Below are 25,780 nucleotides of genomic sequence, written 5' to 3' on the forward strand. Positions count from 1 at the left end.
GTCTCAGGCCGTCTGAAATTTCAGACGGCCTTTGTTTTATCGGCGGTATAAAGCAACCATGGTCTCAGCCGCTTTAACACAGCTTTCCACATCGGCAACCAAAGCGATGCGGACGTAGCCTTCGCCCGGATTGCCTTGTTCGGTATCGCGGGCGAGGAAGCGGCCGGGCAACACTTGGATAGCGGCTTTCTGCCACAGGTTGCGCGTAAATGCCAAGTCGTCGCCATCAGGAACTTTCAGCCAAATGTAGAACGACGCGTCAGGCAGTTTGACATCGAATGCCTGTTGCAAAATAGGGATGACGCGGTCGAATTTTTCTTGGTAGAGGCGGCGGTTGTCGATGACGTGTTCTTCATCGTTCCAAGCGGCAATGCTGGCGCGTTGGACGGGAATGCTCATCGCGCTGCCGTGGTAGGTGCGGTAGAGTAGGAAGTTTTTGAGCAACTCGGCATCACCTGCGACAAAGCCGGAACGCAAACCGGGGACGTTGGAGCGTTTGGACAGGCTGGTAAACATAATAATGTTGCGCGTGCCGCGTCCTAATTGCGTTGCAGCCTGCAGGCCGCCGATTGGTTTGTTGTCGTCAAAATAGATTTCGGAATAGCATTCGTCAGAGGCAATAACGAAGCCGTATTTGTCTTGCAAATCAAAAATTTCTTTCCAGTCTTCTAATTGCAGGACGCTGCCGCTCGGATTATTTGGCGAGCAGACAATCAGGACTTTGGTGCGCTGCCATACGTCTTCAGGCAGGCTGCTCCAATCGGGGTTGAAGCTGGGCGCAGGACAGTTGGCAAAATGGATTTCACCGCCGCCCAAAATAGTCGCGCCTTCGTAAATTTGATAGAAAGGATTGGGGCTGATAACGACCGGTTTGGGGCCGTCTGAAGCCGGATTTAAAACGGTTTGGATAAAAGAGAACAAAGCTTCCCGGCTGCCCAATACGGGCAGGATTTCATTGTTGGGATTGAGGCTCAAACCATCATAACGGCGGGCAACCCATTCGGCACAGGCTTGGCGCAGTTCGGGCAGGCCTGCGGTCAGCGGATATTTTTCCAGTTCGTGCAGGGAGGCGGTCAGCGCGTCGGTGATGACTTTGGGTGTCGGATGTTTCGGCTCGCCGATTTGCAGATGAATGGGCGTTACGCCTTCGGGTGCATCAATGCCTTGCATGGCTTCACGCAGGCGGGCGAAAGGATAGGGTTTGAGATGGTTTAATAATGGGTTCATGATGTTTCTGCCGATAAATTAAGGCAATAATCTTAGCATTTTTTAGATGGATTGGGACAAAAAGGCCGTCTGAAAACAGGGTTTAAATGTTTTCAGACGGCCTTTTGAATGTAGTCAAAACGGTCCCGTCATCACCAACTATTACAGCAACGTCTGCTACGGCCAGCACAGCGACCGCACCTTTTTCACCAATTCGGAAGGCATCATCATCGATTATCACTGGGCGCTCAGCAATTCATGGCGTGTGAATTGTAATAATCATGTTTTGGGACGCCCGCCCCGATAAGGCCGTCTGAAAGCGTGAGCTTTAACGAAGTTAGAACACAAAAGCAGCCTGCACTTGGGCTTTCCCAAATGTGCAGGCTGCTTTTCACGCTTTCAGGCTGCTTATCCCCGCCCGCCCATCTTCTCACGATACCACGCCAGCTTCCGCTCCAAAAACGCCCAATGAGCGTCCAATTCCTGCCGTTTGCGTTTCAAAGCCGCCTGATGTTCCTGCAAAATCCGGTAACGTTCGGGGGCGGTTTCATCGCCCAAATGCCGCAGCCGCGCGTATTCCTTGATTTGCGCCAGCGGCACGCCCATGTCTTTCAGCCGAAGGATGAAACCTACCCATTCCAAATCGCGCGCACCGTATTCGCGGTAGCCGTTGGCGTTTCGTTCGGGGCGCAGCAGCCCTTCCTGCTCGTAGTAGCGCAGCGTGGCGGCGGACAAACCCGTTTGCGTGGCAAATTCCTTGGTCTGCATCAAATCTCCTTGCTATAAAGTGCGCTTGATAGTTTAACCTGTCCGTGCAATTTTGCAAATTTGAGTATGGAGACGAAAAATGTTGAATCATCAGGATTTAATGGCACGCGGCTTAGCGAAGCTGAACGAAATCGACGGCGAGCAGGGCGACAAGGTGAGGCAGGCGTTGGCGGATATTTCGCCCGATTTGGGCAAATACATCATTGGTTTCGCGTTTGGCGAGATTTACCAGCGCCCGCAGCTTGATGTGCGGCAGCGCGAGCTGGTAACGCTGGCGGCTCTGGCGGCGCAGGGCGGCTGTGAAAACCAGTTGCGCGTGCATATCCACGCTTCGCTGAACGTGGGGCTGACGCGCGATGAAATTGTGGAGGCGTTTATCCAATGTATCCCGTATTTGGGTTTTCCGAAGGTGCTGAATGCGGTGTTTGTAGCGAAGGAGGTGTTTGCGGCGGCGGAGTGATGCAGGCTGCCTGAAACCTAAAAAGGCTACCTGAAAGCGCAGCTTCAACGAAGTTAAAACGGAGTTTCTGCGAAACGAAAAGCAGCCTGCACATCCACAAAACAAATTGATGCGTTTATTTGGCAGGGACGACGGGCAGGGAACCGTTCAAAAGATAATGAATGGTTTCTTGAACCGTACGGATGGCGTTGCCAAACGGCAATGGGTCTTTACCGCGGAAAAACAGGCCTTTATCGACTTCGCCGCGGAATGCCGCAGAAAGTTGGATGTCGATACAGAATTGACCGGCTTTGGCCAAACCGTCGCGCAAGCCGCAGCTGGTCAGGCAGTTCAGGCCTTGTGTGCAACGGCGCGGATCGTTTTTGGCATTGGCTTGCAATTTGGCCTCGCGTTTGATGTAGTTGTCGAGGAATTTTGTGCGCACGCCGCGTGCAGGCAAACCGGCAACAGACATGAATTCAACCACTTTTTCGGTTTCCGCACCGGCCAGCGTTTTCTTGAAGTTGATGTGGGCATCGCCTTCTTCGGTCACGGCAAACGCGGTACCGATTTGAACGGCGGACGCGCCCCAGTTTTTCAAGGCTGTTTTGACTTTTTCAAAGTTTGCCATGCCGCCGGCGAGTACCAACGGGATTTTTTCGCTTTCCAAGCCCAAGTTTTTGAATACTTCAAACGTTTCTTCAATAACGCGTTTGAACTCGAATTTGGCATCGTTCACGCCGTCAACGGTTGCCGCGCCCAAGTGGCCGGCTGCGTGGGCTGGGTGTTCGATAACGATGGCATCGGGCAAAATGCCTTTTTTCATCCAACGTTTTAAAACGATGTTGATGCCGCGTGATTCGGACAAAATAGGGAAAAGGGCGACATCTTTGTGGTAGCCCTCGGCCATTTCCGGCAAATCCAAAGGCAAACCTGCGCCCATCACAATCGCGTCTGCACCAGATTCGCAGGCCTGACGGACGTAGGCGGCATGGTCTTTGACGGCTTTCATGACGTTGACGGCAATCATGCCTTTGCCTTCTGAATCGGCTTTGGCTTTTTTGATTTCACGGTCAAGCGCGATGCAGTTGAGGCGGGTGTATTTTTCTTCGCTGGAATCGATTTTTGATTCGGCCAGCAAATCTTCGTGCAAGTGGCGCAAATCGACGCTGGCGATGGTACCTACGCCGTTTTCGCGCGCAACCGCGCTGGAGAGTTTTGATGCGGAAACGCCTACACCCATACCGCCTTGTACGACGGGAATCAGTGATTTGCCACGGATAATCAATGGGTCAAAGTTGTTTTGCATGGATGCTCCTTCATAGATTCTGGATGGTGCCGTCTGAAATCCTATGAAATGGATTGGATAACGGGCTGATGTGTATATAAATAAGTGTGTTTTTCGCCGCCGTTTTTCAGACGGCATGAGGCGTGTTTTTAAAATTTTAGGAATTATACTCTAAGTTAATGTAAAAATTAGAGTATTAATACAGTTTTTTTGAAGGAAAAATTGAAAAGTCTTGTTAATAAAGGAATAAATTTTATGATGGATTGAATTGAGGAGGAGAAATTGCAAACAAAATCTACAGAGAAAAAGGCCGTCTGAAATTTCAGACGGCCTTAAGTATGGGAATCGGACAGATGTCGGATTACATTTGTTTTTTAGCGGCATCAATGGCGCGTTGGTCAGGGTTGATCAAGATTTCAACGCGGCGGTTTTGTGCGCGGCCTTCAACAGTAGCGTTGGAGGCGATTGGTTGACGGGAGCCGTAACCGAAAGTGCTCAAACGGGTGCTGCTTACGCCACGGGATTGCAGGAAGGTGGCAACAGATTCGGCGCGGTTGCGAGACAATGGCTCGTTGATGGCGTCGTTACCGGTGTTGTCGGTGTGGCCGTTGATGGTCAAAGTCGTGTCAGGATATTGAACCAAAGTTTGCGCGGCAGCAGACAAGGCGCTTTGAGCATGGCCGCTCAGGGCAGCGCTGCCGGTAGCGAAGGTTACGTTTTCAGGCATAACCAGTTTGATTTGGTTGCCTTGACGTTCAACTTCGATGTTGGTGTTGGCCAGGCTTTGACGCAGTTTTTTCTCTTGGTAGTCCATGTAACCGCCGATACCCGCACCTACTGCACCACAAGCCAATGCGGAGTTACGTGCGCCTTTACCACCATGGGTCAGCGCACCAACGATGCCGCAAACAGCTGCACCGCCCAAACCATACATAGCGGTTTTGCTGGCGGATTGTTGGCCGGTAACAGGATCAGTTACACAGCCGGTGAGCGCCAAAGGAATCGCAGTGGCAATAACGGTCAGGGGTTTCAAGAATTTCATGTCGTATCCTCTTTTTAGATGACGGCCCAGGCCGTCTGAAAAAATGAATAAAAACCGCGTGGGTCATTACGGATTTATGATACCCAATATCCGAAACGCAAAAGAATGGGTTTAACCCGATATTACGAAAATATTTGCCAGTTAACATAATCCTGAAGCATTTCTGTATTTCTCCGACAGTTTGGTCATTTTGCCGCGAAATAACAAGCAAAGTTTTTTACAGTTTCTTCCGTTTTTTATGCTTGCGGCGATACCAGTTGACGAATGCCCATTTCAATCTGACCTTGACATCGTATCCCACTGAACCTGCACCCAGTATGAGCAAAACGGCGGAAACGGGCAGGGCGAAATGATGGCCGACCAGATGATAACCCCATGCGCCAACCACGCCGCCCAGCAAAAACGACAGCATCAAGCCGCTTAAAAGCCACATTTTCGGTTTGTTGACGCGGACGTGCGGCAGGCGCGGATGATGCTGTTTGGAGTAATAAAGCGCGCGTGAAATTTCAATGCCCAAGTCGGTCGCTGTACCGGTCATGTGGGTGGAGCGGATGGCGCCGCCGGAAAGAAGTGTGATAACCGTATTGTGCATGCCCATAATAAAACACAATAAAAACAATGCCAAAGACGGCATAATAAAATCAGAGCCGCCAAAATCCCATTCCATCGCGGCAATACCGAACCAACCGAATATCAACAGATAAACTGCTTCCAGCCACATGGAAAACCCAAAGCTGCCACGGAAACGCATCTGCTGCGTCCATAAAATCACCCAGCCCGAATGCGCGGCACCGGCAACAAAACACAACACGCTGATTGTGGCAATAATGGCCACACTCCACTCTTGAAGATACAAAACATCTGCCAACAGCGACATTGAGCCGGTAACGTGGGAGGTATAACGTGAGAATGCGAAGTAACCGCCGGCATTAATCGCGCCGGCAAGAAAGGCCATGATGTAGCCCAGCCGTCTGAAACGGGCATCGGAAATATTGTGTTCGTGCAGATACGGGCGATCCGCCTGCCAAAATGGCGGCGTGTGTTGCCTATGGTGGCGCAATCGGTAGGAGTGGGGCGGTTTGTCAGCGTTCATTGAGTGGGTTTGGAGTTAAACATTCATACAGGGTGTATTTTATATGCAACTGTCTGCCGATAAGAACAAATAATCTAAAGTGTTCCCAAGTTGCCACACTTGCCCATTACACAATGAGGGCGTACATTAATAGAGAGATATAAACATAAAGAAACATCCAATGAATCCTATCCGTCTGACCTTATTGTTTGGTGCTGCCGCATTACTTGCCGCCTGCGCCACTACGCCTGAGCAAAAAGCCGCACGAGCACAAGCCCAGAAACGCTATGAACAGGATCTTCAAGTACATCTTGCCGCCCAATGCGATCAGGAAACTGCCGCGCTGATCCGTCGCAAATTTGATGAAGAAGGCAAACCCGGTGCCGTAACTGCCGAACAAAAAGCCTTCCGCCTCAAGTATATCGACAAAGTTTCCGATCCGATGTTCCAAGCCTGCTACAAAATGGCATGGCAAAACTATATTTCCCAAGAACAGCTGCGCGAAGCCCGCTACTATCGCTATTACGACGATTGGGGCTATCCGTTTGGCCGTTATCCTTGGTGGTGGTAAGGTATTAACAAATTTTAGGGCCGTCTGAAAGCATATATTTATTGGTTTCAGACGGTCTAAGGTTTATTGAAACGGCAATAACGTTTACAATAGCCGCCTATTCAAACACAATACCCACCACCCATGAACATCTGGCTTGGACAGCGACACGCGCCCAAATTTCCGCAAGGAGCCGCCGTAACCATCGGCAACTTCGATGGCGTACACCTCGGGCACAAACACATTCTACAAAAACTCAAACGAGAGGCAGACCAGCGCGGTCTGCCTGTTGTCGTTGTTGTTTTTGAGCCTCAGCCCAAAGAATTTTTTGCGCGCAAAGCCGGGAAAAAGTTGCCTTACCGCATCAGTCCGCTGCGTACCAAATTGCGCCTTTTGCGTGAAACCGGCTGCGTGGATGCCGTTTGGGTTTTGCGCTTTAACCAAACTTTCTCCGAGATGAGCGCGCAAGCGTTTATTGACCAGCTTTTGCGCCAAACGCTTAACACGCGTTATTTGTTGATCGGCGACGATTTCCGTTTCGGTGCAGGCCGTGAAGGCTGTTTTGAACTTTTGGCACAGCAGCCCGATATGCAAACCGAGCGCACGCCGTCTGTTATCGTTGAAGACATCCGCACCAGCAGTACCGCCGTCCGCCAAGCCCTTTCAGACGGCAAGTTGGAATACGCCAAAAGACTGTTGGGTCATGATTATGTGTTAAGCGGCAAGGTCAAACACGGGCAAAAACTTGGCCGCACCATCAACGCGCCTACCGCCAATGTCCAGCTTCCCCCGTATCATTATGCGCTAAGCGGCGTATTTGTCGTTGAAGCAGACGGCACATTCGGCTCGCGCCGAGGCGTGGCCAGTTTTGGTTTTAACCCTACTGTCAGCAACAACCGCTCGCAAAAACTGGAAGTCCATCTGTTCGATTTCAACGGCGATTTGTACGGCCAACGCATCTTCGTCCGCTTCCTGCACAAACTGCGTGACGAGAAAAAATTTGAGAGTATCGAGGCATTGAAAACCCAAATTTTGCAAGATATGGAAGATGCGAGGGTTTGGGAAGCATAGAAACGCTTCTAGAAGCTTATAAAATCAAGACAATTGGGCTACAATAAGTCCTTTGAATTTTTTCAGACGGCCTGTTCTTTTCAAAATGAGCAATCAGGCCGTCTGAAACCGAAATACCGCAACAATAGAGATCAAAAAATGACCGATTACAGTAAAACCGTAAACCTGCTCGAGAGCCCGTTTCCAATGCGCGGCAATCTTGCCAAGCGCGAGCCTGCATGGCTGAAAAGCTGGTACGAGCAAAAACGCTACCAAAAACTGCGCGAAATCGCCAAAGGCCGTCCGAAATTTATTCTGCACGACGGTCCTCCGTATGCCAACGGCGACATCCACATCGGTCATGCCGTCAATAAAATTCTCAAAGACATCATTATCCGCAGCAAAACCCAAGCCGGTTTTGATGCGCCTTATGTACCGGGTTGGGACTGCCACGGTTTGCCTATCGAAGTGATGGTAGAAAAACTGCACGGTAAAGACATGCCTAAAGCCCGTTTCCGCGAATTGTGCCGCGAATACGCTGCCGAACAGATTGCCCGTCAGAAAAAAGATTTTATCCGCTTGGGTGTGTTGGGCGACTGGGACAATCCTTACCTGACCATGGATTTCAAAACCGAAGCCGATACCGTGCGTATGCTCGGTGAAATCTACAAATCCGGCTATCTCTACCGCGGCGCGAAACCGGTTCAATTCTGCTTGGACTGCGGCTCTTCCTTGGCTGAAGCCGAAGTGGAATACAAAGACAAAGTATCGCCTGCGATTGACGTTGGCTATCCGTTTAAAGACACTGCCGCGCTTGCCGCCGCATTCGGCTTGGCAGGCATCGAAGGCAAAGCGTTTGCCGTTATTTGGACAACCACGCCTTGGACTTTGCCTGCGAGCCAAGCTGTTTCAGCTGGCGCAGACGTGGTGTATCAACTGATTGATACGCCTAAAGGCAAATTGGTATTGGCCAAAGATTTGGCAGAAGATGCGCTCAAACGCTACGGTTTTGCTTCAGACGACCTGAATGTATTGGCAGAAACCACAGGTGACAAGCTGGAAAACCTGCACATGAATCATCCGTTCCTCGAACGCGATATTCCCATGCTCAACGGCGACCATGTGACCACCGATGCCGGTACCGGTTTGGTGCATACTGCGCCTGCGCATGGTCTGGAAGACTACGCCGTCTGCAATAAATACGGCATCGAGCTTTACAACCCTGTTAACGCCGAAGGCAAATACATCAGCGAAACGCCGCGTGTTGCCGGCATGAGCGTTTGGGAAGCCAATCCCGTTATCCTGCAATGGCTGGAAGAAACCGGCAACCTCTTGGCAAGCAGTAAAATCGAACACAGCTACGCACACTGCTGGCGCCACAAAACGCCGTTGATTTACCGTGCGACCGGCCAATGGTTTGTTGGTATGGACAAAGCAGGTGCAGATGGTAAAACCCTGCGCGACAAGGCCATCAAAGCCGTTGATGACACCGAATTCTTCCCGTCATGGGGTCGTGCGCGTTTGGAAGCCATGATTGAAGGCCGTCCTGACTGGGTGGTTTCACGCCAACGCTATTGGGGCACACCGATGACCTTCTTCGTCCACAAAGAAACAGGCGAGTTGCATCCGAACTCCGCCGAGCTTTTGGAGAAAGTAGCACAACGCATCGAAGAAAAAGGCATCGAAGCGTGGTTCTCTCTTGATAAGAACGAACTCTTGAGCGCTGAAGATTGTGAAAATTACGACAAACTTTCCGATACCATGGACGTATGGTTCGACTCCGGCTCGACCCATTATTCCGTCTTGAAACAACGCGAAGAATTGGAATGGCCGGCTGACTTGTACCTCGAAGGCAGCGACCAACACCGTGGCTGGTTCCAATCGTCCATGCTGACCGGTTGCGCCTCATCAATGGGTCGTGCACCATACAAACAGCTGTTGACCCACGGTTTTGTGGTTGACCAAAACGGCCGCAAAATGTCGAAATCCATCGGCAATGTCGTTGCACCACAAGAAGTTTACAACGAATTCGGCGCCGACATCCTGCGTCTGTGGGCGGCATCCACCGATTACAGCGGCGAATTGGCGATTTCCAAAGAAATCCTTAAGCGCGTAACTGAAAGCTACCGCCGTATCCGCAATACCTTGAGCTTCCTGTTTGCCAACCTCAGCGACTTCAATCCTATTGAAGATGCCGTGCAGCAGGCAGACATGGTGGAAATCGACCGCTACGCCGTGGTATTGGCACGTCAGCTGCAAGAGCGTCTGGCAGGCGATTACTATCCGCGCTATGCCTTCCACTTCGCTGTAAAAGACATTGTTTCTTTCTGCTCGGAAGATTTGGGCGCGTTCTACCTCGATATCCTGAAAGACCGCCTCTACACCACCAAAGCAGACAGCCATGCTCGCCGCAGCGCGCAAACTGCCCTGTATTACATCACACGCAGTTTAGTTCTGCTGATTGCGCCGATTTTGTGCTTTACCGGCGAGGAAGCATGGGACATCATCGGTGGCGGCGAAGAAGACAGCGTCCTCTTCCATACATGGCATGAGTTTCCATCTATCAATGAAAAAGCCGAAGCCGAATTGGTGAAAAAATGGACGGCGATCCGCGAAGCACGCGAAGCGGTAACTGCCGCCATCGAGCCTTTGCGTACGGATAAAACTGTCGGTTCTTCATTGCAAGCCGAAACCGAAATTACGGCTCCGGAAGAAATTGCCGACTATCTGAACACTTTGGGCGAAGAATTGCGTTTTGCTTTGCTGGTGTCTAAAGCTGAAGTGAAAGTAGGTGATGAACTTGCTGTAACCGCTAAAGCCAGCGATGGTGAAAAATGCGAACGCTGCTGGCACTACACCCACGATGTGGGCGCAGTTGCAGGCCATGAAACCATCTGTAAACGTTGTGCCGACAACGTTGACGGTAAAGGCGAAAAAAGACATTACGCTTAATTGTTTGGTCTAAATAAAGGCCGTCTGAAAACTTTGGAAATAGGTTTTCAGACGGCCTTTGTTTATTGAATCTGTTTCGGATAGCGAATAGATTTTGAAGGGTAATTGGGATTTGTGATTTAGGTAAAATACAGGATAGGGTTTCAAGTTATTGTGGGGTAGGAGTTTAATTGCAAAAAATAACTCTTACTCCAGAGAAAATTTGTTGAGGATATAGGAATGACGAATAATCATTTGTCTAGAAATGAGATCAATCGTTATAATTCTGTATTCGTAAGTCTTTAATAACAATGAGGTATCCCATGCGTCCTAAAGATAAGTTTGACATCAAGGCTTGCAAAAAAATTAAGGACTGCAACGATGAGGAATTAATTGAGATGGGGGAGTGGCTCTCAGGATGGTTGGGAGATGCGAACTTTCCTGTTTTTAGTGAAATTGTCGAAATCTTTGTAGAACGACAAGACACATTACTTCCATTCGTTTCAAATATTTTTTACTCAAATGATAGTATATGTATTTATTGGGTTTTACTTGAACTCTATCCAAAATTATCCTATCAAAACCAAGTAGCCTTAGCCATTGATTTGGAACATTGTCTTCATAATATTTCAGAAAAATTAATTTTGGATGAAGATGATGAAAACCTTAAAGAAATCTTGGAAAAAGTTTTAAATTAAGGTAGATATATATTTAATGATTTTGAAATAATGCATTGTCGGAGAAGATACCTTTCAAAGGGTCTTACTTATCCGTGGAGTATGGACGTATTTTGAACCTTCAAATAGCCTCATATTTGCATTTTATCCTTAAACGGAAATTTCGTTTTATCCAATATGAAAGGCCATCTGAAACAAGTTTTCAGACGGCCTTCAGCTATTCTATTGCTAAGTAAAAATTAGCGGGCAGAGCAAGAAGTTTCTACTTTGTTGCCGTATGGGTCAGTGAAGCCGAAGAATGCTTCGCTGCCTTTTTGATGCCATTCGGCGCCTTTACCGAACAAGCCTTGGTTGGCAACATAGCGTTCGCCTGAACCTGCAACGGCAGAAGACAGGGTGGCAACTTTGTCATCCAGACGCAGTTCAACTTGGTTGGTGCTCAGGTTGCGGACTTGTACAGACAGACCGTTTTCGCAGCTGAATGATTGAACACGGGCATCATGATCGTGTGCACGGCCGTGGTCATGATTGTGCTCGTGACGGTGACCATGGTCATGTTGATGGGCTTCGGGTGCGGCACAGGCAGCGAGGCTCATGGCGGCGGCAATTGCAAGCAGGGCTTTTACTTTCATTTTTGACTCCTATGGTCAGTGTTGAAGGAAGAATGTAGCGGCATGTTATAAATATCTTTATGGCTTCACAATAGGGATAACCATTATTTACTTTTTCTTCCTGTTTCCGAGAGTATGGCAGGATTCTTTGTAGTTTTGATATAAATGATTAATGCCGTTTGAAAAAAAAGCCGCACTTGCGCTAGAGGTAAACGAAAGTGCGGAAAATTCAGAGAGTTACATTGAAATATGGGTTAGGCCGCTTAACGTTGGCGTGCTTTAAAGCGGGGGTTGCTCTTGCAAATAACGTACACTTTGCCTTTTCGGCGGACAATTTGGCAGTCGCGATGTCGTTTTTTTGCAGTTTTCAGGGATGAGAGGACTTGCATCATTTATCCTTTCTGAAGGAAGACATCATAGATTGGTAACGTTGGTTGAACTTGCTGGCGCGACCTTCGATATTGACATTGCGTTGTTTGCCTGTGTACACGGGGTGGGACGCGGAAGAAGTATCAAGCGAAAAGAGGGGATACTCTATGCCGTCTTTCCAAACCATGGTTTTTCCGTGGGTATTGGCACATGAACGGATGAGCCATCCTTGGTCTGCGCCGCTGTCGTAAAACAGGACGGTACGATAGTTGTCCGGGTGGATATCGGGTTTCATTTCTTTCTCCAGTAAATGTTATGGTATAACATTATACTCCTAGAAAAAGAGCAGGCAAGTGTTTTTTGTTTTTCTTTATCACGGGATTGCGGCATTTTGATAAAATATGCGGTTTCAGACGGCCTTTTTTTCATGAGGCCGTCTGAAACATTTTGTTTTCTGATGATAGGAATATGATGTATCTGCATAAGGGTTTCAGATTGGGCGGTGCGGTAAGCAAGGTGATGCCGATTGTCCATGTATTGTCCAAGCTGGGGCTGTTGTTTTCATTACTGTTGGCCGTGCCGACACTGATGTCGTATTTTTATCACGACAGCGCGTTTCTCGTGTTTGCCTATACGGCTTTGACCGTATTGCTGGTGTCGTGCGTAACTTGGGTGCTGACGCTGCGTTTCAACCGTGAATTGCGGCCGCGCGACGGATTCACTCTGGTACTGATGCTGTGGCTGGCTTTTGCTGTCGTGGCGGCGATGCCGATTTATTTCTATATGCCGTCCATGAGTTTTACCGATGCATTTTTTGAAGCGATGTCGGGGCTGACGACAACAGGGGCAACAGTGATTTCCGGCTTGGATACGCTGGCACCGTCGGTGAATTTTTGGCGGCACATGCTCAACTGGCTTGGCGGTATGGGTATTATCGTGCTGGCTGTGGCGATTTTGCCGATGTTAGGCGTGGGGGGGACGCAGCTTTTCAAAGCGGAAATTCCGGGTATGGATAAGGAAAGCAAGATGGCTCCCCGCATTTCGCAAGTGGCCAAACGGTTGTGGTTTGCTTATGCGCTGACAACTGCTGCGGCCTTTGTATCCTTACATATTGCCGGTATGGGCTGGTTTGATGCCTTGTGCCATGCGATGTCGGCAGTGGCCTTGGGCGGTTTTTCGACACATGATGACAGCGTTGCCTATTTTAATTCCGTAGCAGTCGAATGGACGTTGATGTTTTTTACTGTCTGGGGCGGTATCAATTTTGCCAGCCATTTTACTGCGCTGGGCAACCGCTCTTGGCGGGTGTATTGGAAGGATGAAGAATGCCGCACCATGCTGCTGGTTTTGTCGGGCAGTATTTTGATTTCGGCATTGTATCTGTGGCAGCAGGACGTGTACCAAAGCCTTGGCGAAGCTTTGCGTTTTGTCAGCTTCAACTTTGTGTCTATAGGATTGGCCAGCGGTTTCTCCAATACCGACTTTGCACAATGGCCGCTGATTGTGTCGTTATGGATGTTTTTCCTGTCGAACGTCTTGGCAAGCTCAGGCTCTATGGGTGGCGGTATTAAAAACGTGCGTGCGTTGGTATTGTTTAAATTCAGCTTGCGCGAGATGTTGATTTTGCTGCACCCGCGTGCGGTTCGTACGGTAAAGGTCAATAATCGCTCCATTCCGGATCGTATGGCGCTGACCGTTATGTCGTTCATTTTTATTTACTTTATGACGGTCATCGTATTCAGCTTTTTACTGATGGCCGCAGGCTTGGACTTTTTATCCGCCTTCACGGCAGTCATTGCCTGTATTACCAATGCAGGGCCGGGCTTGGGTGCAGTCGGTCCGTCGCATAATTATGCTGCGCTGAGCGATGTGCAGAAATGGCTATGTACGGCTGTGATGTTGTTGGGACGTTTGGAGATTTTCACTGTTTTAATTTTGTTTACTCCGGCGTATTGGAAGAAATAAGTGTAGAAAAAGGCCGTCTGAAATTTCAGACGGCCTTTTTATAATGGCTGGGCTTAAGCGTATTGTTTGATCAATTCTTTGAATTGTTCGCCAGTTTCAGGGTGTTTCAAACCATAAGCCACGGTTGCCTCAAGGTAACCCAATTTGCTGCCGCAGTCGTAGCGTTTGCCATCAAACGCATGAGCCAACACAAACTCATGGTCGAGCAGGCGCGCAATACCGTCTGTCAGTTGGATTTCGTTACCGGCGCCACGGGGCAGGTTGGTCAACAAGTCAAAAATACGCGGAGTCAGGATGTAGCGGCCGACAACAGCAAGGTTGGAAGGCGCTTCTTCCGGTTTGGGTTTTTCAACGATGTTGATAATACGTTGATAGTTTTTCAGCTGCTCGACTTCGACAATACCGTAAGAACCGGTTTGGGAAGGATCGATGGTTTCAACGCCTAAAACGCTGTTGCTGCTTTGGTTATACACGTCAACCATTTGTTTTAGCGCGCCTTTAGGCGCATCAATCAAATCGTCTGCCAAAATAACGGCAAAAGGTTCATCGCCAACAGCAGCTTGAGCGCATAACACGGCATGACCCAAACCCAATGCTTCAGTTTGACGTATGTACAAGCAGGTAATATTCGGAGGAAGGATATCGCGAACGTGTGCCAACAGCTTGTCTTTTTGACGCAATTCCAATTCGGTTTCCAACTCGTATGCTTTGTCGAAGTGATCTTCGATGCTGCGTTTGTTACGGCCAGTGATGAACACCATTTCGGTACAGCCGGCTTCAACCGCTTCTTCAACTGCATATTGAATCAGAGGTTTGTCCACAATAGGCAGCATTTCTTTGGGGCTGGCTTTGGTCGCAGGCAAGAAACGGGTGCCCATACCGGCAACGGGGAAGACGCATTTTTTAATGGGTTTCATATTGGTATCCTATTTTGTCTGAGGGATTAGCCCCCGAAAGTGTAATTGTGTGTAACGATAATACCACATGATAAAGTATCAGGCGGCTCGAAAAAGACTGTATATACTGCCTTATCCCAGCAACGACAGCAATTCCTCTTCGCTCAAGATGGCTACGCCCAAAGTTTGAGCTTTTTCCAATTTACTACCTGCAGCTTCTCCGGCGACAACGTAGTCGGTTTTTTTGGATACGCTGCCGGAAACTTTACCGCCAGCAGCCTCAATTATGGCTTGGGCTTGGTCGCGTTTGAGTGTGGGTAAAGTCCCTGTTAATACAAAGGTTTTACCTGACACGGCTTCATTAATGCCGTCTGAAATCGTTTCATCTTGAAGCTTAGACAGTGTTTGAGCAAAGAAAGTTTTCATATTTTCAAGCAGGGCTGCGTTTTGCGGTTTACTGTGCCATGTCTGCCAATCGGCAGGCAACGCTTTGTCGGTTTGCAAACCTTCTATGCTTTGTCCGGCAAGCTCCCACAAGGCCAGTGCTTTGGTTTCGCTGATTTTAAAATTGGGTAAGCGGGCAATCCAGCGTTGCGGCTCGGCATGGCGTAGAGGTGGGATAGTGACAGCCTGGCTTTGCGGGGCAACACCTACAGCCAGCAGCTCGTCTATCATCGCCTGTTGTGCTTCTTGGGCAAAAAAGTGGGCGATGGAGCGGGCAACCACCGTGCCGATATCGGGCAGGCAGGCAAGGATGGGTTCGGGTGCATGGCGGACATGTTCGAGTGTGCCGAATGCCTGTGCCAGCGTTTTGGCTGTGCGTTCGCCAACGTGACGGATGCCGAGGGCAAAAAGGAAGCGCGCAAGTCCGGGCGTTTTGCTGGCTTTTATGCCTGCGAGGATGTTTTCCGCCCATTTAGTCGGCTGTTTTTTATTGTTTTTGCTAAGCAGAGTATTGCCGGTCTCGCCTTCAAAGTTTTCAATCTTACCATTTGATGGTTCTTCCTCATTAGCTGACGCTTTGTCCGCTGTTTCCTTCATTTTTTGCAGGGTTGGAATATCGAGGCGGTAGAGGTCGGCGAAATGATGAACCAAATCTTGCGCTACCAGTTGCTCGATTTGTTTTTGACCAAGTCCGTCGATATCCATGGCTTTGCGTGAGGCGAAGTGGATTAAACCTTGCGCACGTTGTGCTTGGCAAAGCATACCACCGCTGCATCGGGCAACCGCTTCGCCTTCTTCACGTTCGATTTCGCTGCGGCAGATAGGGCAATGGGTGGGCAGGCGGTAGGGTTTGTGAAGCGGTTCGGATCGGGTTTCAGAAGGTGTTTCGGCAAACAAATCGTCTTGCAGGCCGTCTGAAACGGAAATATTGGTCTCCTGCATTGGACGGCGTTCAAAAATTACGCGCACTACCTCTGGAATCACGTCTCCGGCGCGGCGTACGACAACTGTGTCGCCAACGCGCACGTCTTTTCGAGATACTTCGTCCTGATTGTGCAGGGTGGCATTGGTGACGGTAACGCCGCCGACGAATACAGGTTGCAGGCGGGCGACGGGGGTTACTGCGCCAGTGCGCCCGATTTGTACATCAATGGCTTCGACAATGGTCAATGCTTCTTCGGCGGGGAATTTGTGGGCGATGGCCCAGCGCGGTGCGCGTGAGATGAAACCCAGTTTTTCTTGTTGTGCCAGACTGTTAACTTTGACCACCATACCGTCGATTTCATAAGGCAAAGTAGGGCGTTTTTGCTGCATTTTCTCGTAAAATGCCAATACTTCGCCGATATTTTGGAAACAGCTGAAATTACCGTCAGGTAGGCTGAAGCCGAGTTCTTTACAGTAGCTCAGCTCTTGCAGGTGTTCTTCTGCGATAAAACCGCCTTGTTGTCGGGCGATGGAATAGGGGAAGAAATGCAGTTTGCGCTGTGCCGTAATGCGCGAATCGAGTTGACGCAGACTGCCGGCGGCGGCATTGCGCGGATTGGCGAAAGGTTTTTGTCCGTTTTCAGCCTGTCGTGCGTTTAAGGCGGCAAAATCGGCTTTGAGCATCAGTACTTCGCCGCGTATTTCGATAAGCTCGGGGATATTTTCTCCATGCAGGCGCAGGGGGATGTTGGATACGGTTTTGACGTTTTGGGTAACGTCTTCGCCTGTGGTGCCGTCGCCACGGGTTGCCGCTTGAGTCAATACGCCGTCGCGGTATAGCAGGCTGATGGCCAGACCGTCAAATTTAGGCTCGATAACGTATTCCGGTTTTTCGCCATTTAATCCGCCACGAACGCGCTCATCAAAAGCGTACATTTCGGCATGGTCAAACACGCCGTTCTCATCTTGTGGCGAGAAGGCGTTGGTCAGTGACAACATAGGTACTTCATGACGCACTTCATCAAAGCCTGCCAAAGGCTCGCCGCCGACGCGCTGAGTTGGGCTGTCGGGCAGTTTCAACTCAGGGTGATTCAACTCCAATGCTTCAAGCTCGCGGAACAATTTGTCGTATTCGGCATCGGGTACGCTGGGTGCGTCTAGGGTGTAGTATTCGTAGGCGTAGCGGTTGAGGAGGTCGGTCAGGTATTTGATACGTTGTGCGGTCGGATTCATGAGCAATCGAAATAGAGTTTTCAGACGGCCTGATGATAGAGAGGCCGTCTGAAAATCGATGAATATTGAAGATGAAGGGATTTTACCTGAAAAAAGCGGATATGCCGTCATTGCATATCCGCTTTTTGATTGGGGAATTTTAAGAGAATAGGCGCAGGGCTTGTTTGCTGCCGGGTTTGAGGCCGACTTTAAGCATTTCTTCCTGACGGGCCAAAACGTAGTTGCGTACGTCTTTGAGCCATTGGGTGGAAACTTCTTCCATTTGGTCGTTAACCAAATCCAAGCTGAGTTGGCCGGAGAGTTTGACTGCCAAGTCCATAAATTTGTCGAAAGTTTTTTCACCGGCAGGAACATGCGGAATATCCAACAGCATGCTGAAACCGCGGTAGGCTTGGTTGTCCAACAGAGGATTGGTAAACGGTTTGTTGTCCAAAGTATGGATGGAGAACAATTGAGGATTGTTGTTGTCGCCGAAGTGGAACGCGCCGTCTTCACCGAGTTTGAAGCCTGTATCTTCCACAGCGGCACGCAACTCTACGCCGCTGATGTTGGAATGGGAAACCAAGTGAATGGCGATGGTTTGGTCAACACGCGCACAGAATTGGTCGAGGGCTTGTGCGACTTCGGTGAACGCGTCCAAGTCGGTATGCAAAACTTTGCCGTCCATCAGTTGGGCAAAAGCATCAACCTGTTGGTCGAAGTGTTGCAGCTCTTCACACGCGGCCAAACCGTTGCGGCTGACAGCTTGCAGACCCATGACGAAGCCTTGGTAGTAAACGCCCGGAATCGGCTCGGCAACGCGGAAATGGTCGTCCATGGTGCAACCGATGATTTGGAAGCGGTGTGTGCTGGAAAGGCGCGGCAAGGCGTGCAATTCTTGGGCTTGTTTCAGGGAGATGTAGGCCATGTAGTCGAAGCGCGGGTCAAACCAAGGCAGCTCGACTTGAGACAATTCGTCCAAGCTGATCAATGGTACTTGTGCCACAGGTTCGGCAGCGGTTTCAACCGGAGCAGAAGCGGCTTCGGCAGGGCTGACGGTAATTTCGTTGTTCAAACCGATAACGGTGTGTTGAACTTTTTCTTCTGCGGAGAAGTCGTCTTCCACGGTCAGCTCGACATCGGTTTTAAGTTGGGCAGGATGAGCCAGTTTGGCTTTTGCCGCGTAGATTTCATCTTGCTCTTGCAGGTTGCGCAATGCCTCTTCGTTTTTTTTGTTTTTCTTGATAAACAAACCTTGGCCGCCGGTTTCTTTGCTGTCGCGGACGTGCTTGGTTTTGCTGGTCAAAAGTGCATCCTTATCGGAATGGCCGAATTGTTCGCGCACTTGTTTGCGGTATTGGTTTTCCTGGTACATGTTGTAACCGATGACCGCCAAAAGAGCGGCGAGGGCTAAGACGATGAAAATCATGGAGTAATCACTTTTTAAAAAGGCAGCATTCCGTCTTTTTCAGGGTGCGGAATCTTGCTGCGTAGGAAGTTCGTTGGAGCCGGACTTTATGCGTCCGAATGAATAGCTGAATTATAACGAAAATAAACGGTTGTGACAGCATTATGTCTGCCAATCATTGTTCAGGCCGTCTGAAAGTTATCCGCGCCGGATGGGAAAACCTGCTTTTTGAAGGCGAGGCCAATCGAAGAAATGCCCGGGATCGGTTTTCCTGTCCGGCGCGATGTCCTGATGACCGGTAACGGCCTGAATCGGGTAATGTTCGGAAATAGCGGTCAGCAAGGCTTGCAGGCTGGTGTATTGTGCTTCGGTAAAAGGCTCGAAATCGCAGCCTTCCAACTCGATACCGATGGAGAAGGCATTGCATTTTTCTCTGCCTTGAAACGACGATACGCCGGCATGATAGGCCATGTCGTCGCAGGAAACGAATTGGACGGTTTCGCCCTTACGGCTGATGAAAAAATGGCTGGAGACGCGCAAGGTGTGGATGATGCTGAAAAAAGGATGCTCGTCAGGGTTGATTTGGTTGGTAAACAATTTTTCCACTGCCCCTGTGTTGTACTCAAAAGGAGAGAGGGAAATATTGTGGAGGACAACCAATGAGATGTCTTCATCCGGTTCGCGCGGGCTGAAATTGGGCGAATGAGTTTGGCGTGCATTCAGCCAACGGCCGTTTTGCCAAGTGTTTTTTGAAGGGGAATTCATAGTTTCAGACGGCCTTTCGGGATAGGAAAACATACGTTGGGGAAGGTGGAGGGCGTGGTGGACTTGTTTTCGGTTATACTGTCGCCCGACACGTTCACAAACCAAGAATCCTACCATGCTGAAAAAATTGTTGAAATGGCTGGCCGTATTTTTGACGGCATTTGCCGCCGTGGTTGCCGCATTGTTGTTTGTTCCGAAAGACAACGGCAAACCATATCGTATTACCATTACCAAAAACCAAGGTATTTCTTCCGTCAGCCGCAAACTGGCTCAAGACGGCATCGTTTATAACCGTTATGTGCTGGTAGCCGCCGCATATGTGATGGGCGTACACAACCAACTTAATGCCGGTTCTTACCGCCTGTCTGCCAAAGTATCGGCTTGGGACATTTTAAAACGCATTAAAAAAGGCCGCCCTGATTCGGTCAGCGTGCAAATTTTGGAAGGCGCGCGTTTTGCCCAAATGCGCCGTATTATCGACAATACTGCCGACATTGCCCACGATACGCGCGGTTGGAACGATGAAAAACTGATGGCCGAAGTAGCACCCGACGCCTTGAGCAGCAATCCTGAAGGACAGTTTTTCCCGGATAGTTACGAAATTGATGCCGGCGGCAGCGATCTTCAAATTTACAAAATCGCCTACCGTAAAATGCGGGAAAACCTGCAAGAAGCATGGGACGACCGTCAAAGCGGCCTGCCTTATAAAAATCCGTACGAAATGCTGATTATGGCGAGTCTGATTGAAAAAGAAACCGCGCACGAAGACGACCGCGCCCATGTAGCCGCCGTATTCGTCAACCGCCTAAATATCGGTATGCGCCTGCAAACCGACCCGACCGTCATCTATGGCATGGGCGATGCGTATAAAGGCAGAATCCGCAAAGCCGACCTGCAACGCGATACGCCTTACAATACCTACACGCGCAGCGGTTTGACGCCGACGCCGATTGCGCTTCCCGGCAAGGCCGCGCTTGAGGCAGCGGGTCATCCGTCTAATGAAAAATATCTGTATTTCGTCTCAAAAATGGATGGTACGGGCCTGAGCGAGTTCAGCCACAATCTTTCTGAACATAACGCTGCCGTACGCAAATATATTTTGAAGAAATAAACCGAATAGGCCGTCTGAAACATTTATAATCCCAGTTTCAGACGGCCTTTAAATTGACGATATCCATATGAAACCCAGATTTATTACCCTTGACGGCATAGACGGCGCAGGCAAGTCCACCAACCTCGCTGTAATGAAAGCATGGTTTGAGAAACACCAACTGCCCGTATTGTTTACGCGCGAACCGGGAGGTACTCCGGCCGGAGAAGCATTGCGTGAAATCCTGCTCAATCCTGCCACCCAAGTCAGCCTGCGCACTGAAACCCTGCTGATGTTTGCAGCCAGACAGCAACACTTGGAAACAGTCATTCTGCCCGCCCTGAAAAACGGCACGCATGTCGTTTCCGACCGCTTTACCGATGCAACGTTTGCCTATCAAGGTGGCGGACGAGGCGTTCCCTTGCAAGATATTGCCACGCTTGAGCATTGGGTGCAGGGCGATTTCCGCCCAGATTTAACCTTGCTGTTGGAGGTGCCTTTGGAAGTGTCAATGGCACGCATCAACCAAACGCGTGAGAAAGACCGCTTTGAACAAGAAGAAGCCGAGTTTTTCAATCGGGTGCGCGAAGTATATCTGCAACGTGCTAACGAACAGCCGGAACGCTATGCCGTCATCGACAGCAGTCAAAGTCTGGACGCGGTAAAAAATCAGATTGAAACCGCGCTAGACAGTCATTTTGGATTGAATGTTTAAGTTTAAATAAAATGCCGTCTGAAAGAAGGGTAATGTGGCGAAGAAATATTATTACAGAAGTTTTTAGACATAAAACCAAATAAAACGAAATATCAAAACAAATGTAATAAATATCGGTATGCGCCACCAAAAGAACATGATAAAATTACGGCCTCTTACAAAGCCGGTCTGTTAACAACCCGACTTTAGAAATTTTAAACGTCTGAAGCAGCCTGTTTCAGACTTGTTCGCTGTAAAATCTCTCTCGCAAACAGGATCGATAAATGGAAAATTCATTAAAAGAAGCCGCCCTGCAGTTCCACGAATTCCCCGTGCCGGGCAAAATCTCCGTTACCCCAACCAAATCTTTGGCCACTTCTAAAGACTTGGCGTTGGCGTACTCTCCGGGCGTAGCCGCTCCTTGTATGGAAATCCATGCCGATCCGCAAACTGCCTACAAATACACTGCCAAAGGCAATTTGGTTGCCGTGATTTCCAACGGTACCGCAGTGTTGGGTTTGGGCAACATCGGTGCATTGGCCGGTAAACCTGTAATGGAAGGCAAAGGCGTATTGTTCAAAAAATTCGCCGGTGTTGACGTATTCGATATCGAAATCGATGAAAAAGACCCGCAAAAACTGGTAGACATCATCGCTTCTTTAGAACCGACTTTCGGTGGTATCAACCTCGAAGACATCAAAGCGCCTGAGTGCTTCTACATCGAACGCGAATTGCGCAAACGTTGCAAAATCCCTGTATTCCACGACGACCAACACGGTACCGCCATCATTACCGCTGCCGCTGTATTGAATGCTTTGCGTTATACCGGCCGCAAAATTGAAGAAGCGACTTTGGTGTGCTCCGGCGCAGGTGCCGCAGCGATTGCCTGCTTGAACCAATTGCTGGACTTGGGTCTGAAACGTGAAAACGTGACCGTCTGCGACTCCAAAGGCGTGATTTACAAAACCCGCGACGACAAAGACTCGATGGACGAATCCAAACAATTCTACGCCATCGAAGACAACGGTCAACGCGTATTGGCCGATGCCGTTAAAGGTAAAGACATCTTCTTGGGTCTGTCCGGTGCAAACCTGCTGACTCCTGAAATGCTAAATACCATGAACGAAAAACCAATCGTGTTCGCTATGGCAAACCCAAATCCGGAAATTCTGCCTCCTTTGGCAAAAGAAACCCGTCCGGATGTGGTGATCGGTACCGGCCGCTCAGACTTCCCGAACCAAGTGAACAACGTATTGTGCTTCCCATTCATCTTCCGTGGCGCATTGGATGTCGGTGCGACCACCATCAACGAAGAAATGAAACGCGCCTGCGTGTATGCTTTGGCTGACTTGGCAATGGAAGAAGTTCCTGAAGAAGTGATTGCTGCTTATGGTAAGAAATTTGAATTCGGTGCGGAATACCTGATTCCTACTCCATTCGACTCCCGCCTGTTGCCTCGCGTTGCTACGGCTACTGCTAAAGCAGCAATGGAAAGTGGCGTGGCTACCCGTCCAATCGCCGACTTGGATGCGTACGCTGCTAAACTGGCCGGTTTGAAATTGTAATCCGGTAAGTAGTATTTGATTGAAAATGCCGTCTGAAAGTTGTATTTCAGACGGCATTTTTGTTTATTGGGTATTTTATAGAGAGTTTAATGAAACGGTTGGAATGATAAACATGGTAAGCTGCCGATTCAAAATGGGCGTGGAAATATGAATTGCTTTCTAAAATAGGTTTCTTATTTTTGAGCCGCTTTGATTTTGCAGAATTGGTATGGGTTTTAAATACAACATTTATGCCAGTCTTTAAAAAAACATCAGGCCGTCTGAAATTGGGTTTTCAGACGGCCTGAGTTAATGAAACGGTTTATTTTTGCCAATAGGTTTTGACGTTGACGAACTCGTACAGTCCGAATTCTGATAGTTCGCGTCCATAGCCGGAAGCTTTGACGCCGCCAAAGGGAAGGCGCAGGTCACTGCTGGTGTGGCGGTTGATAAAGACAGAGCCTGCTTGGATTTTTTCGGCGTATTTCCATGCATTTGCCGTGTCGGCTGTGTAGATACAGGCGCCGAGGCCGAAAGGTGTGTCGTTGGCAAGTGCAACGGCATGATCCGGATTGTCGGCGCGTAAGATCATGGCGACCGGGCCGAAGACTTCTTCGTGCCAAACGCGGCAGTTTGGGTTGATTTGATCCAATACCGTGGCAGGGTAAAACCAGCTTTCTCCTTCAGGGATATAGCCACCGCTCAAGCATTGCGCGCCGTGTGCAACTGCATCTTGAACCTGCTCGTGCACGTTTTGGCGCAGGTCTTGGCGGTGAAGTGGGGCAAGGGTGGTGTTCGGGTCTTTGGGGTTGCCGGTTTGCAGCTTGGCGCACTCGGCAAGGAAAAGCGGGATAAACTGTTCGGCAATATCTTGGGTAACAACGATGCGTTTGGCGGCGTTGCAGGATTGCCCGGCATCACGGAAACGAGAATAGCAGGCATCGATGGCTGCGCGTTGCAGATCGGCGTCGGGCAGGATGATAAACGGATTGCTGCCGCCCAGTTCAAGGACGGTTTTTTTCAGATGTCTGCCTGCATGTGCGGCCAGCAAGCGGCCGGTATGGGTCGAACCGGTAAATGCCATGGCATCGGTATCTTCAATGGCTTTAAGCGTGTCTTCATGGCTTAACCATGCGCCGATAAGCGGCAAACCTTTTGGAACAAGACCGAAGAGGGTTTCGCTGACGCGGGCGACACTGGGCGCAGGTTTGACTGCACAAGCATTGCCTGCACAAAGGGCAGGGATGGCAAATCGTAAAATCTGCCAAACAGGATAATTCCACGGCATGACCGCCAAAACAACACCCAAAGGCTCGAAACGGACTTGGCTGAGACTGGCTTGGGTGGCGATGGTTTTATGGGCTAGCAGTTCGGGCGCGAGGCGGACGTAGTAGCGGATAAGCTCGATGGATTTGCTGATTTCGGCACGACATTCGTGCAGGCAACGGCCGACTTCTTCGCAAACCATTTCGGCGAGGCGTTCTTGGTTTTGGGTGAGGCTATCGGCAAATTGCTGTAAGAGGGCGGTGCGCTCGATAATGCTTGATTGTGCGAAGGTTTGCTGAATGGCTTGGAGGCGGTTTAATTCGTCGGTGAACTCGGTATAGCTTTGCGCCGGTCGGCGGTAAATGGTTTCTCCGGTGAAGACATGGGTGCTGTGAAACATGGTTGGCTCCTTTATTTTTATGTTTTTATGAGGCCGTCTGAAAATGTTTCAGACGGCCTTTTATTGTGATGATTGTACTTCAAGCGACCAGTTGGGGGAAAATGGATTTTAAGCCGGCAACAATAATCTCTACGGAAATGGCGGCAAGCATCATGCCCATGATGCGGTTGAGGATAGTCAGGCCGGTAGTGCCCAAGCGTTTGCTGATGCGTCCGGCCACGACCAGAATGAAATAGCAAATCAGGCTGACCAAAAAGCCGGAGATGATAATTAGGGCAATATCGCTGTAATTTTTGGCGGCAGAGGAGTAAATGATGACAGTGGAGATACCTCCGGGGCCGATGGTAATCGGAATGGCAATGGGTACGACGGCAATGGCTTTTTCATTGCGGCGGACTTGTTGCGCACTTTGATGTTCTTCTGAATGGGGGTCAATTTTGGGTTTGGCCGGATTGTCGTTGCCGTTCATTAAGGAGATGGCAATCAGCAAAACCAGAATACCGCCGCCGACTTGGAAAGAGCCCACGCTGATACCGAGTACTTTCAACAAGATACCGCCGCCCAGCGCAAAGACGACAATCACGATGAAAACGGCTAGTGCGGCAGTACGCGCAATTCTGCGTTTTTCTTTGGTGCTGTGGTCTTGCGTCAGGTCAAGATAAATCGAGAGTGCGCTGAAGGGGTTGATCAGTACAAGAAGTGCAACGAGAAGTTTGCCGATTTCTACACCTAATTCCATATTATTCCTTGCTTGAAGTCAGGTCGTCGTTGTCTATATTACGACGGCGGAGGTTTTTGTGTTCATTGGCAATACCCATCAACAGGGCTAGTACCACCATGATGGAAAGTGTAGCTGTACCGCCGTAGCTGACCAGGGGAAGGGGGACGCCGACAACGGGCAAAATACCGCTGACCATGCCCATGTTTACAAAGGCATAGCAGAAAAAGGTCATGGTCAACGCGCCTGCCAGAGTACGGCTGTAAAGGGATTGCGCTTGCGCGGCAATCCACAATCCGCGTGCCAGAATGATAAGGTAAACCAGCAGTAAAAGGATATTGCCAATCAGGCCGAACTCTTCGCCGAATACCGCGAAAATAAAGTCAGTCGTTGATTCGGGAATATAGTCCAAATGGGTTTGCGTACCGTTTAGCCAGCCTTTCCCCCATAC

24 protein-coding genes are annotated in these 25,780 nt (G+C 49.6%); 9 read left to right on the top strand and 15 right to left on the bottom strand.

Annotation, left to right across the window (positions count from 1 at the left end; all coding sequences use genetic code 11):
• Positions 1-36 precede the first annotated feature (36 nt).
• The gene (gene dapC, locus HMPREF2608_RS04150; RefSeq protein WP_070826075.1) at positions 37-1,227 is read right to left on the bottom strand and encodes a succinyldiaminopimelate transaminase; all 1,191 of its coding nucleotides are present in this window, start codon (positions 1,225-1,227) and stop codon (positions 37-39) included.
• Between the two features lie 387 nt (positions 1,228-1,614).
• A complete protein-coding gene (locus HMPREF2608_RS04155) occupies positions 1,615-1,974 on the bottom strand; it encodes a MerR family transcriptional regulator (RefSeq protein WP_070826076.1) in 360 nt (119 codons plus the stop codon).
• Positions 1,975-2,053: 79 nt separating this feature from the next.
• Here HMPREF2608_RS04155 and HMPREF2608_RS04160 point away from each other — a divergent pair, with 79 nt between their 5' ends.
• Positions 2,054-2,434: a carboxymuconolactone decarboxylase family protein gene (locus tag HMPREF2608_RS04160; RefSeq protein WP_004520096.1), complete on the top strand. Its 381-nt coding sequence runs from the start codon at positions 2,054-2,056 to the stop codon at positions 2,432-2,434.
• A gap of 115 nt (positions 2,435-2,549) precedes the next feature.
• Here HMPREF2608_RS04160 and HMPREF2608_RS04165 read toward each other — a convergent pair whose 3' ends face one another.
• From HMPREF2608_RS04165 to HMPREF2608_RS04175, 3 genes are all read right to left on the bottom strand, one after another.
• Positions 2,550-3,722, bottom strand: coding sequence for an NAD(P)H-dependent flavin oxidoreductase (locus HMPREF2608_RS04165; RefSeq protein WP_004520097.1), 1,173 nt, complete (start codon positions 3,720-3,722; stop codon positions 2,550-2,552).
• 340 nt (positions 3,723-4,062) lie between these two features.
• Entirely contained in the window at positions 4,063-4,743 is a 681-nt protein-coding gene (locus tag HMPREF2608_RS04170; protein ID WP_004520099.1) for a YiaD family glycine zipper/OmpA-like lipoprotein, read from the bottom strand.
• A 217-nt stretch (positions 4,744-4,960) separates the two neighbouring features.
• Positions 4,961-5,836 (bottom strand): YoaK family protein, encoded by an 876-nt coding sequence (locus HMPREF2608_RS04175; RefSeq protein ID WP_070826077.1) that lies wholly within the window; start codon positions 5,834-5,836, stop codon positions 4,961-4,963.
• Positions 5,837-5,996: 160 nt separating this feature from the next.
• On the opposite strand from HMPREF2608_RS04175, the gene HMPREF2608_RS04180 reads away from it, so the two are divergent.
• The 4 genes from HMPREF2608_RS04180 to HMPREF2608_RS04195 all read left to right on the top strand — a co-directional run bounded on the left by HMPREF2608_RS04180 (position 5,997) and on the right by HMPREF2608_RS04195 (position 11,044).
• Positions 5,997-6,386 (top strand): hypothetical protein, encoded by a 390-nt coding sequence (locus HMPREF2608_RS04180; RefSeq protein ID WP_070826078.1) that lies wholly within the window; start codon positions 5,997-5,999, stop codon positions 6,384-6,386.
• A gap of 123 nt (positions 6,387-6,509) precedes the next feature.
• A complete protein-coding gene (gene ribF, locus HMPREF2608_RS04185; RefSeq protein ID WP_070826079.1) occupies positions 6,510-7,436 on the top strand; it encodes a bifunctional riboflavin kinase/FAD synthetase in 927 nt (308 codons plus the stop codon).
• A 138-nt stretch (positions 7,437-7,574) separates the two neighbouring features.
• The gene (gene ileS / locus HMPREF2608_RS04190; RefSeq protein ID WP_070826281.1) at positions 7,575-10,367 is read left to right on the top strand and encodes an isoleucine--tRNA ligase; all 2,793 of its coding nucleotides are present in this window, start codon (positions 7,575-7,577) and stop codon (positions 10,365-10,367) included.
• 302 nt (positions 10,368-10,669) lie between these two features.
• The gene (locus HMPREF2608_RS04195; protein WP_004520105.1) at positions 10,670-11,044 is read left to right on the top strand and encodes a DUF5071 domain-containing protein; all 375 of its coding nucleotides are present in this window, start codon (positions 10,670-10,672) and stop codon (positions 11,042-11,044) included.
• Positions 11,045-11,262: 218 nt separating this feature from the next.
• Here the strand turns inward: HMPREF2608_RS04195 and HMPREF2608_RS04200 are convergent, their stop codons facing one another.
• From HMPREF2608_RS04200 to HMPREF2608_RS04210, 3 genes are all read right to left on the bottom strand, one after another.
• Positions 11,263-11,655: an MliC family protein gene (locus HMPREF2608_RS04200; protein WP_070826080.1), complete on the bottom strand. Its 393-nt coding sequence runs from the start codon at positions 11,653-11,655 to the stop codon at positions 11,263-11,265.
• Positions 11,656-11,897: 242 nt separating this feature from the next.
• Entirely contained in the window at positions 11,898-12,023 is a 126-nt protein-coding gene (gene ykgO, locus HMPREF2608_RS04205; RefSeq protein WP_003685279.1) for a type B 50S ribosomal protein L36, read from the bottom strand.
• Positions 12,023-12,298, bottom strand: a complete 276-nt coding sequence (locus HMPREF2608_RS04210; protein ID WP_003747294.1) for a type B 50S ribosomal protein L31 — start codon at positions 12,296-12,298, stop codon at positions 12,023-12,025. Before HMPREF2608_RS04210 ends, ykgO begins: the two co-directional genes overlap by 1 nt.
• A 173-nt stretch (positions 12,299-12,471) precedes the next feature.
• On the opposite strand from HMPREF2608_RS04210, the gene HMPREF2608_RS04215 reads away from it, so the two are divergent.
• Positions 12,472-13,968, top strand: coding sequence for a TrkH family potassium uptake protein (locus tag HMPREF2608_RS04215; protein ID WP_070826081.1), 1,497 nt, complete (start codon positions 12,472-12,474; stop codon positions 13,966-13,968).
• Between the two features lie 53 nt (positions 13,969-14,021).
• On the opposite strand, the gene galU is transcribed toward HMPREF2608_RS04215, so the two are convergent.
• The 4 genes from galU to ampD form a co-directional block, all read right to left on the bottom strand.
• The gene (gene galU, locus HMPREF2608_RS04220; RefSeq protein WP_070826082.1) at positions 14,022-14,885 is read right to left on the bottom strand and encodes a UTP--glucose-1-phosphate uridylyltransferase GalU; all 864 of its coding nucleotides are present in this window, start codon (positions 14,883-14,885) and stop codon (positions 14,022-14,024) included.
• A gap of 111 nt (positions 14,886-14,996) precedes the next feature.
• Complete coding sequence (gene ligA / locus HMPREF2608_RS04225) at positions 14,997-17,465, bottom strand: NAD-dependent DNA ligase LigA (RefSeq protein WP_070826083.1); 2,469 nt, start codon at positions 17,463-17,465, stop codon at positions 14,997-14,999.
• Positions 17,466-17,604: 139 nt separating this feature from the next.
• Positions 17,605-18,873 (bottom strand): cell division protein ZipA C-terminal FtsZ-binding domain-containing protein, encoded by a 1,269-nt coding sequence (locus HMPREF2608_RS04230; RefSeq protein WP_070826084.1) that lies wholly within the window; start codon positions 18,871-18,873, stop codon positions 17,605-17,607.
• Between the two features lie 177 nt (positions 18,874-19,050).
• Positions 19,051-19,617, bottom strand: a complete 567-nt coding sequence (gene ampD, locus HMPREF2608_RS04235; RefSeq protein ID WP_070826085.1) for a 1,6-anhydro-N-acetylmuramyl-L-alanine amidase AmpD — start codon at positions 19,615-19,617, stop codon at positions 19,051-19,053.
• 115 nt (positions 19,618-19,732) lie between these two features.
• On the opposite strand from ampD, the gene mltG reads away from it, so the two are divergent.
• From mltG to HMPREF2608_RS04250, 3 genes are all read left to right on the top strand, one after another.
• Entirely contained in the window at positions 19,733-20,728 is a 996-nt protein-coding gene (mltG, locus tag HMPREF2608_RS04240) for an endolytic transglycosylase MltG (protein ID WP_070826086.1), read from the top strand.
• Positions 20,729-20,795: 67 nt separating this feature from the next.
• Positions 20,796-21,422 carry a dTMP kinase gene (gene tmk / locus HMPREF2608_RS04245; RefSeq protein WP_070826087.1) on the top strand — a complete coding sequence of 209 codons (627 nt, stop codon included), beginning with the start codon at positions 20,796-20,798 and terminating at the stop codon, positions 21,420-21,422.
• 263 nt (positions 21,423-21,685) lie between these two features.
• The gene (locus HMPREF2608_RS04250) at positions 21,686-22,966 is read left to right on the top strand and encodes a malic enzyme-like NAD(P)-binding protein (RefSeq protein WP_084824565.1); all 1,281 of its coding nucleotides are present in this window, start codon (positions 21,686-21,688) and stop codon (positions 22,964-22,966) included.
• 301 nt (positions 22,967-23,267) lie between these two features.
• Here HMPREF2608_RS04250 and HMPREF2608_RS04255 read toward each other — a convergent pair whose 3' ends face one another.
• From HMPREF2608_RS04255 to HMPREF2608_RS11635, 3 genes are all read right to left on the bottom strand, one after another.
• On the bottom strand, positions 23,268-24,611 hold the full coding sequence (locus HMPREF2608_RS04255; protein ID WP_070826088.1) for an aldehyde dehydrogenase family protein: 1,344 nt from the start codon (positions 24,609-24,611) through the stop codon (positions 23,268-23,270).
• A 79-nt stretch (positions 24,612-24,690) separates the two neighbouring features.
• Positions 24,691-25,350 carry a MarC family protein gene (locus HMPREF2608_RS04260; RefSeq protein ID WP_070826089.1) on the bottom strand — a complete coding sequence of 220 codons (660 nt, stop codon included), beginning with the start codon at positions 25,348-25,350 and terminating at the stop codon, positions 24,691-24,693.
• Position 25,351: 1 nt separating this feature from the next.
• Positions 25,352-25,780 (bottom strand): FtsW/RodA/SpoVE family cell cycle protein (locus HMPREF2608_RS11635; protein ID WP_283122287.1); only part of this gene is annotated, 429 nt, incomplete at its 5' end.

The organism is Neisseria sp. HMSC064D07 (genome assembly GCF_001837185.1).
GTDB lineage: Bacteria > Pseudomonadota > Gammaproteobacteria > Burkholderiales > Neisseriaceae > Neisseria > Neisseria flavescens_C.

Coding starts and splice junctions, on each gene's coding strand:
- HMPREF2608_RS04255 (WP_070826088.1), bottom strand. CDS start 24,611: ATGTTTCACAGCACCCATGTCTTCACCGGAGAAACCATTTACCGCCGA.
- HMPREF2608_RS04195 (WP_004520105.1), top strand. CDS start 10,670: ATGCGTCCTAAAGATAAGTTTGACATCAAGGCTTGCAAAAAAATTAAG.
- HMPREF2608_RS04155 (WP_070826076.1), bottom strand. CDS start 1,974: ATGCAGACCAAGGAATTTGCCACGCAAACGGGTTTGTCCGCCGCCACG.
- galU (WP_070826082.1), bottom strand. CDS start 14,885: ATGAAACCCATTAAAAAATGCGTCTTCCCCGTTGCCGGTATGGGCACC.
- HMPREF2608_RS04165 (WP_004520097.1), bottom strand. CDS start 3,722: ATGCAAAACAACTTTGACCCATTGATTATCCGTGGCAAATCACTGATT.
- tmk (WP_070826087.1), top strand. CDS start 20,796: ATGAAACCCAGATTTATTACCCTTGACGGCATAGACGGCGCAGGCAAG.
- HMPREF2608_RS04160 (WP_004520096.1), top strand. CDS start 2,054: ATGTTGAATCATCAGGATTTAATGGCACGCGGCTTAGCGAAGCTGAAC.
- HMPREF2608_RS04180 (WP_070826078.1), top strand. CDS start 5,997: ATGAATCCTATCCGTCTGACCTTATTGTTTGGTGCTGCCGCATTACTT.
- ileS (WP_070826281.1), top strand. CDS start 7,575: ATGACCGATTACAGTAAAACCGTAAACCTGCTCGAGAGCCCGTTTCCA.
- ampD (WP_070826085.1), bottom strand. CDS start 19,617: ATGAATTCCCCTTCAAAAAACACTTGGCAAAACGGCCGTTGGCTGAAT.
- HMPREF2608_RS04170 (WP_004520099.1), bottom strand. CDS start 4,743: ATGAAATTCTTGAAACCCCTGACCGTTATTGCCACTGCGATTCCTTTG.
- HMPREF2608_RS04250 (WP_084824565.1), top strand. CDS start 21,686: ATGGAAAATTCATTAAAAGAAGCCGCCCTGCAGTTCCACGAATTCCCC.
- HMPREF2608_RS04230 (WP_070826084.1), bottom strand. CDS start 18,873: ATGATTTTCATCGTCTTAGCCCTCGCCGCTCTTTTGGCGGTCATCGGT.
- HMPREF2608_RS04215 (WP_070826081.1), top strand. CDS start 12,472: ATGATGTATCTGCATAAGGGTTTCAGATTGGGCGGTGCGGTAAGCAAG.
- ligA (WP_070826083.1), bottom strand. CDS start 17,465: ATGAATCCGACCGCACAACGTATCAAATACCTGACCGACCTCCTCAAC.
- HMPREF2608_RS04210 (WP_003747294.1), bottom strand. CDS start 12,298: ATGAAACCCGATATCCACCCGGACAACTATCGTACCGTCCTGTTTTAC.
- HMPREF2608_RS04200 (WP_070826080.1), bottom strand. CDS start 11,655: ATGAAAGTAAAAGCCCTGCTTGCAATTGCCGCCGCCATGAGCCTCGCT.
- ykgO (WP_003685279.1), bottom strand. CDS start 12,023: ATGCAAGTCCTCTCATCCCTGAAAACTGCAAAAAAACGACATCGCGAC.
- HMPREF2608_RS04260 (WP_070826089.1), bottom strand. CDS start 25,350: ATGGAATTAGGTGTAGAAATCGGCAAACTTCTCGTTGCACTTCTTGTA.
- dapC (WP_070826075.1), bottom strand. CDS start 1,227: ATGAACCCATTATTAAACCATCTCAAACCCTATCCTTTCGCCCGCCTG.
- ribF (WP_070826079.1), top strand. CDS start 6,510: ATGAACATCTGGCTTGGACAGCGACACGCGCCCAAATTTCCGCAAGGA.
- mltG (WP_070826086.1), top strand. CDS start 19,733: ATGCTGAAAAAATTGTTGAAATGGCTGGCCGTATTTTTGACGGCATTT.
- HMPREF2608_RS04175 (WP_070826077.1), bottom strand. CDS start 5,836: ATGAACGCTGACAAACCGCCCCACTCCTACCGATTGCGCCACCATAGG.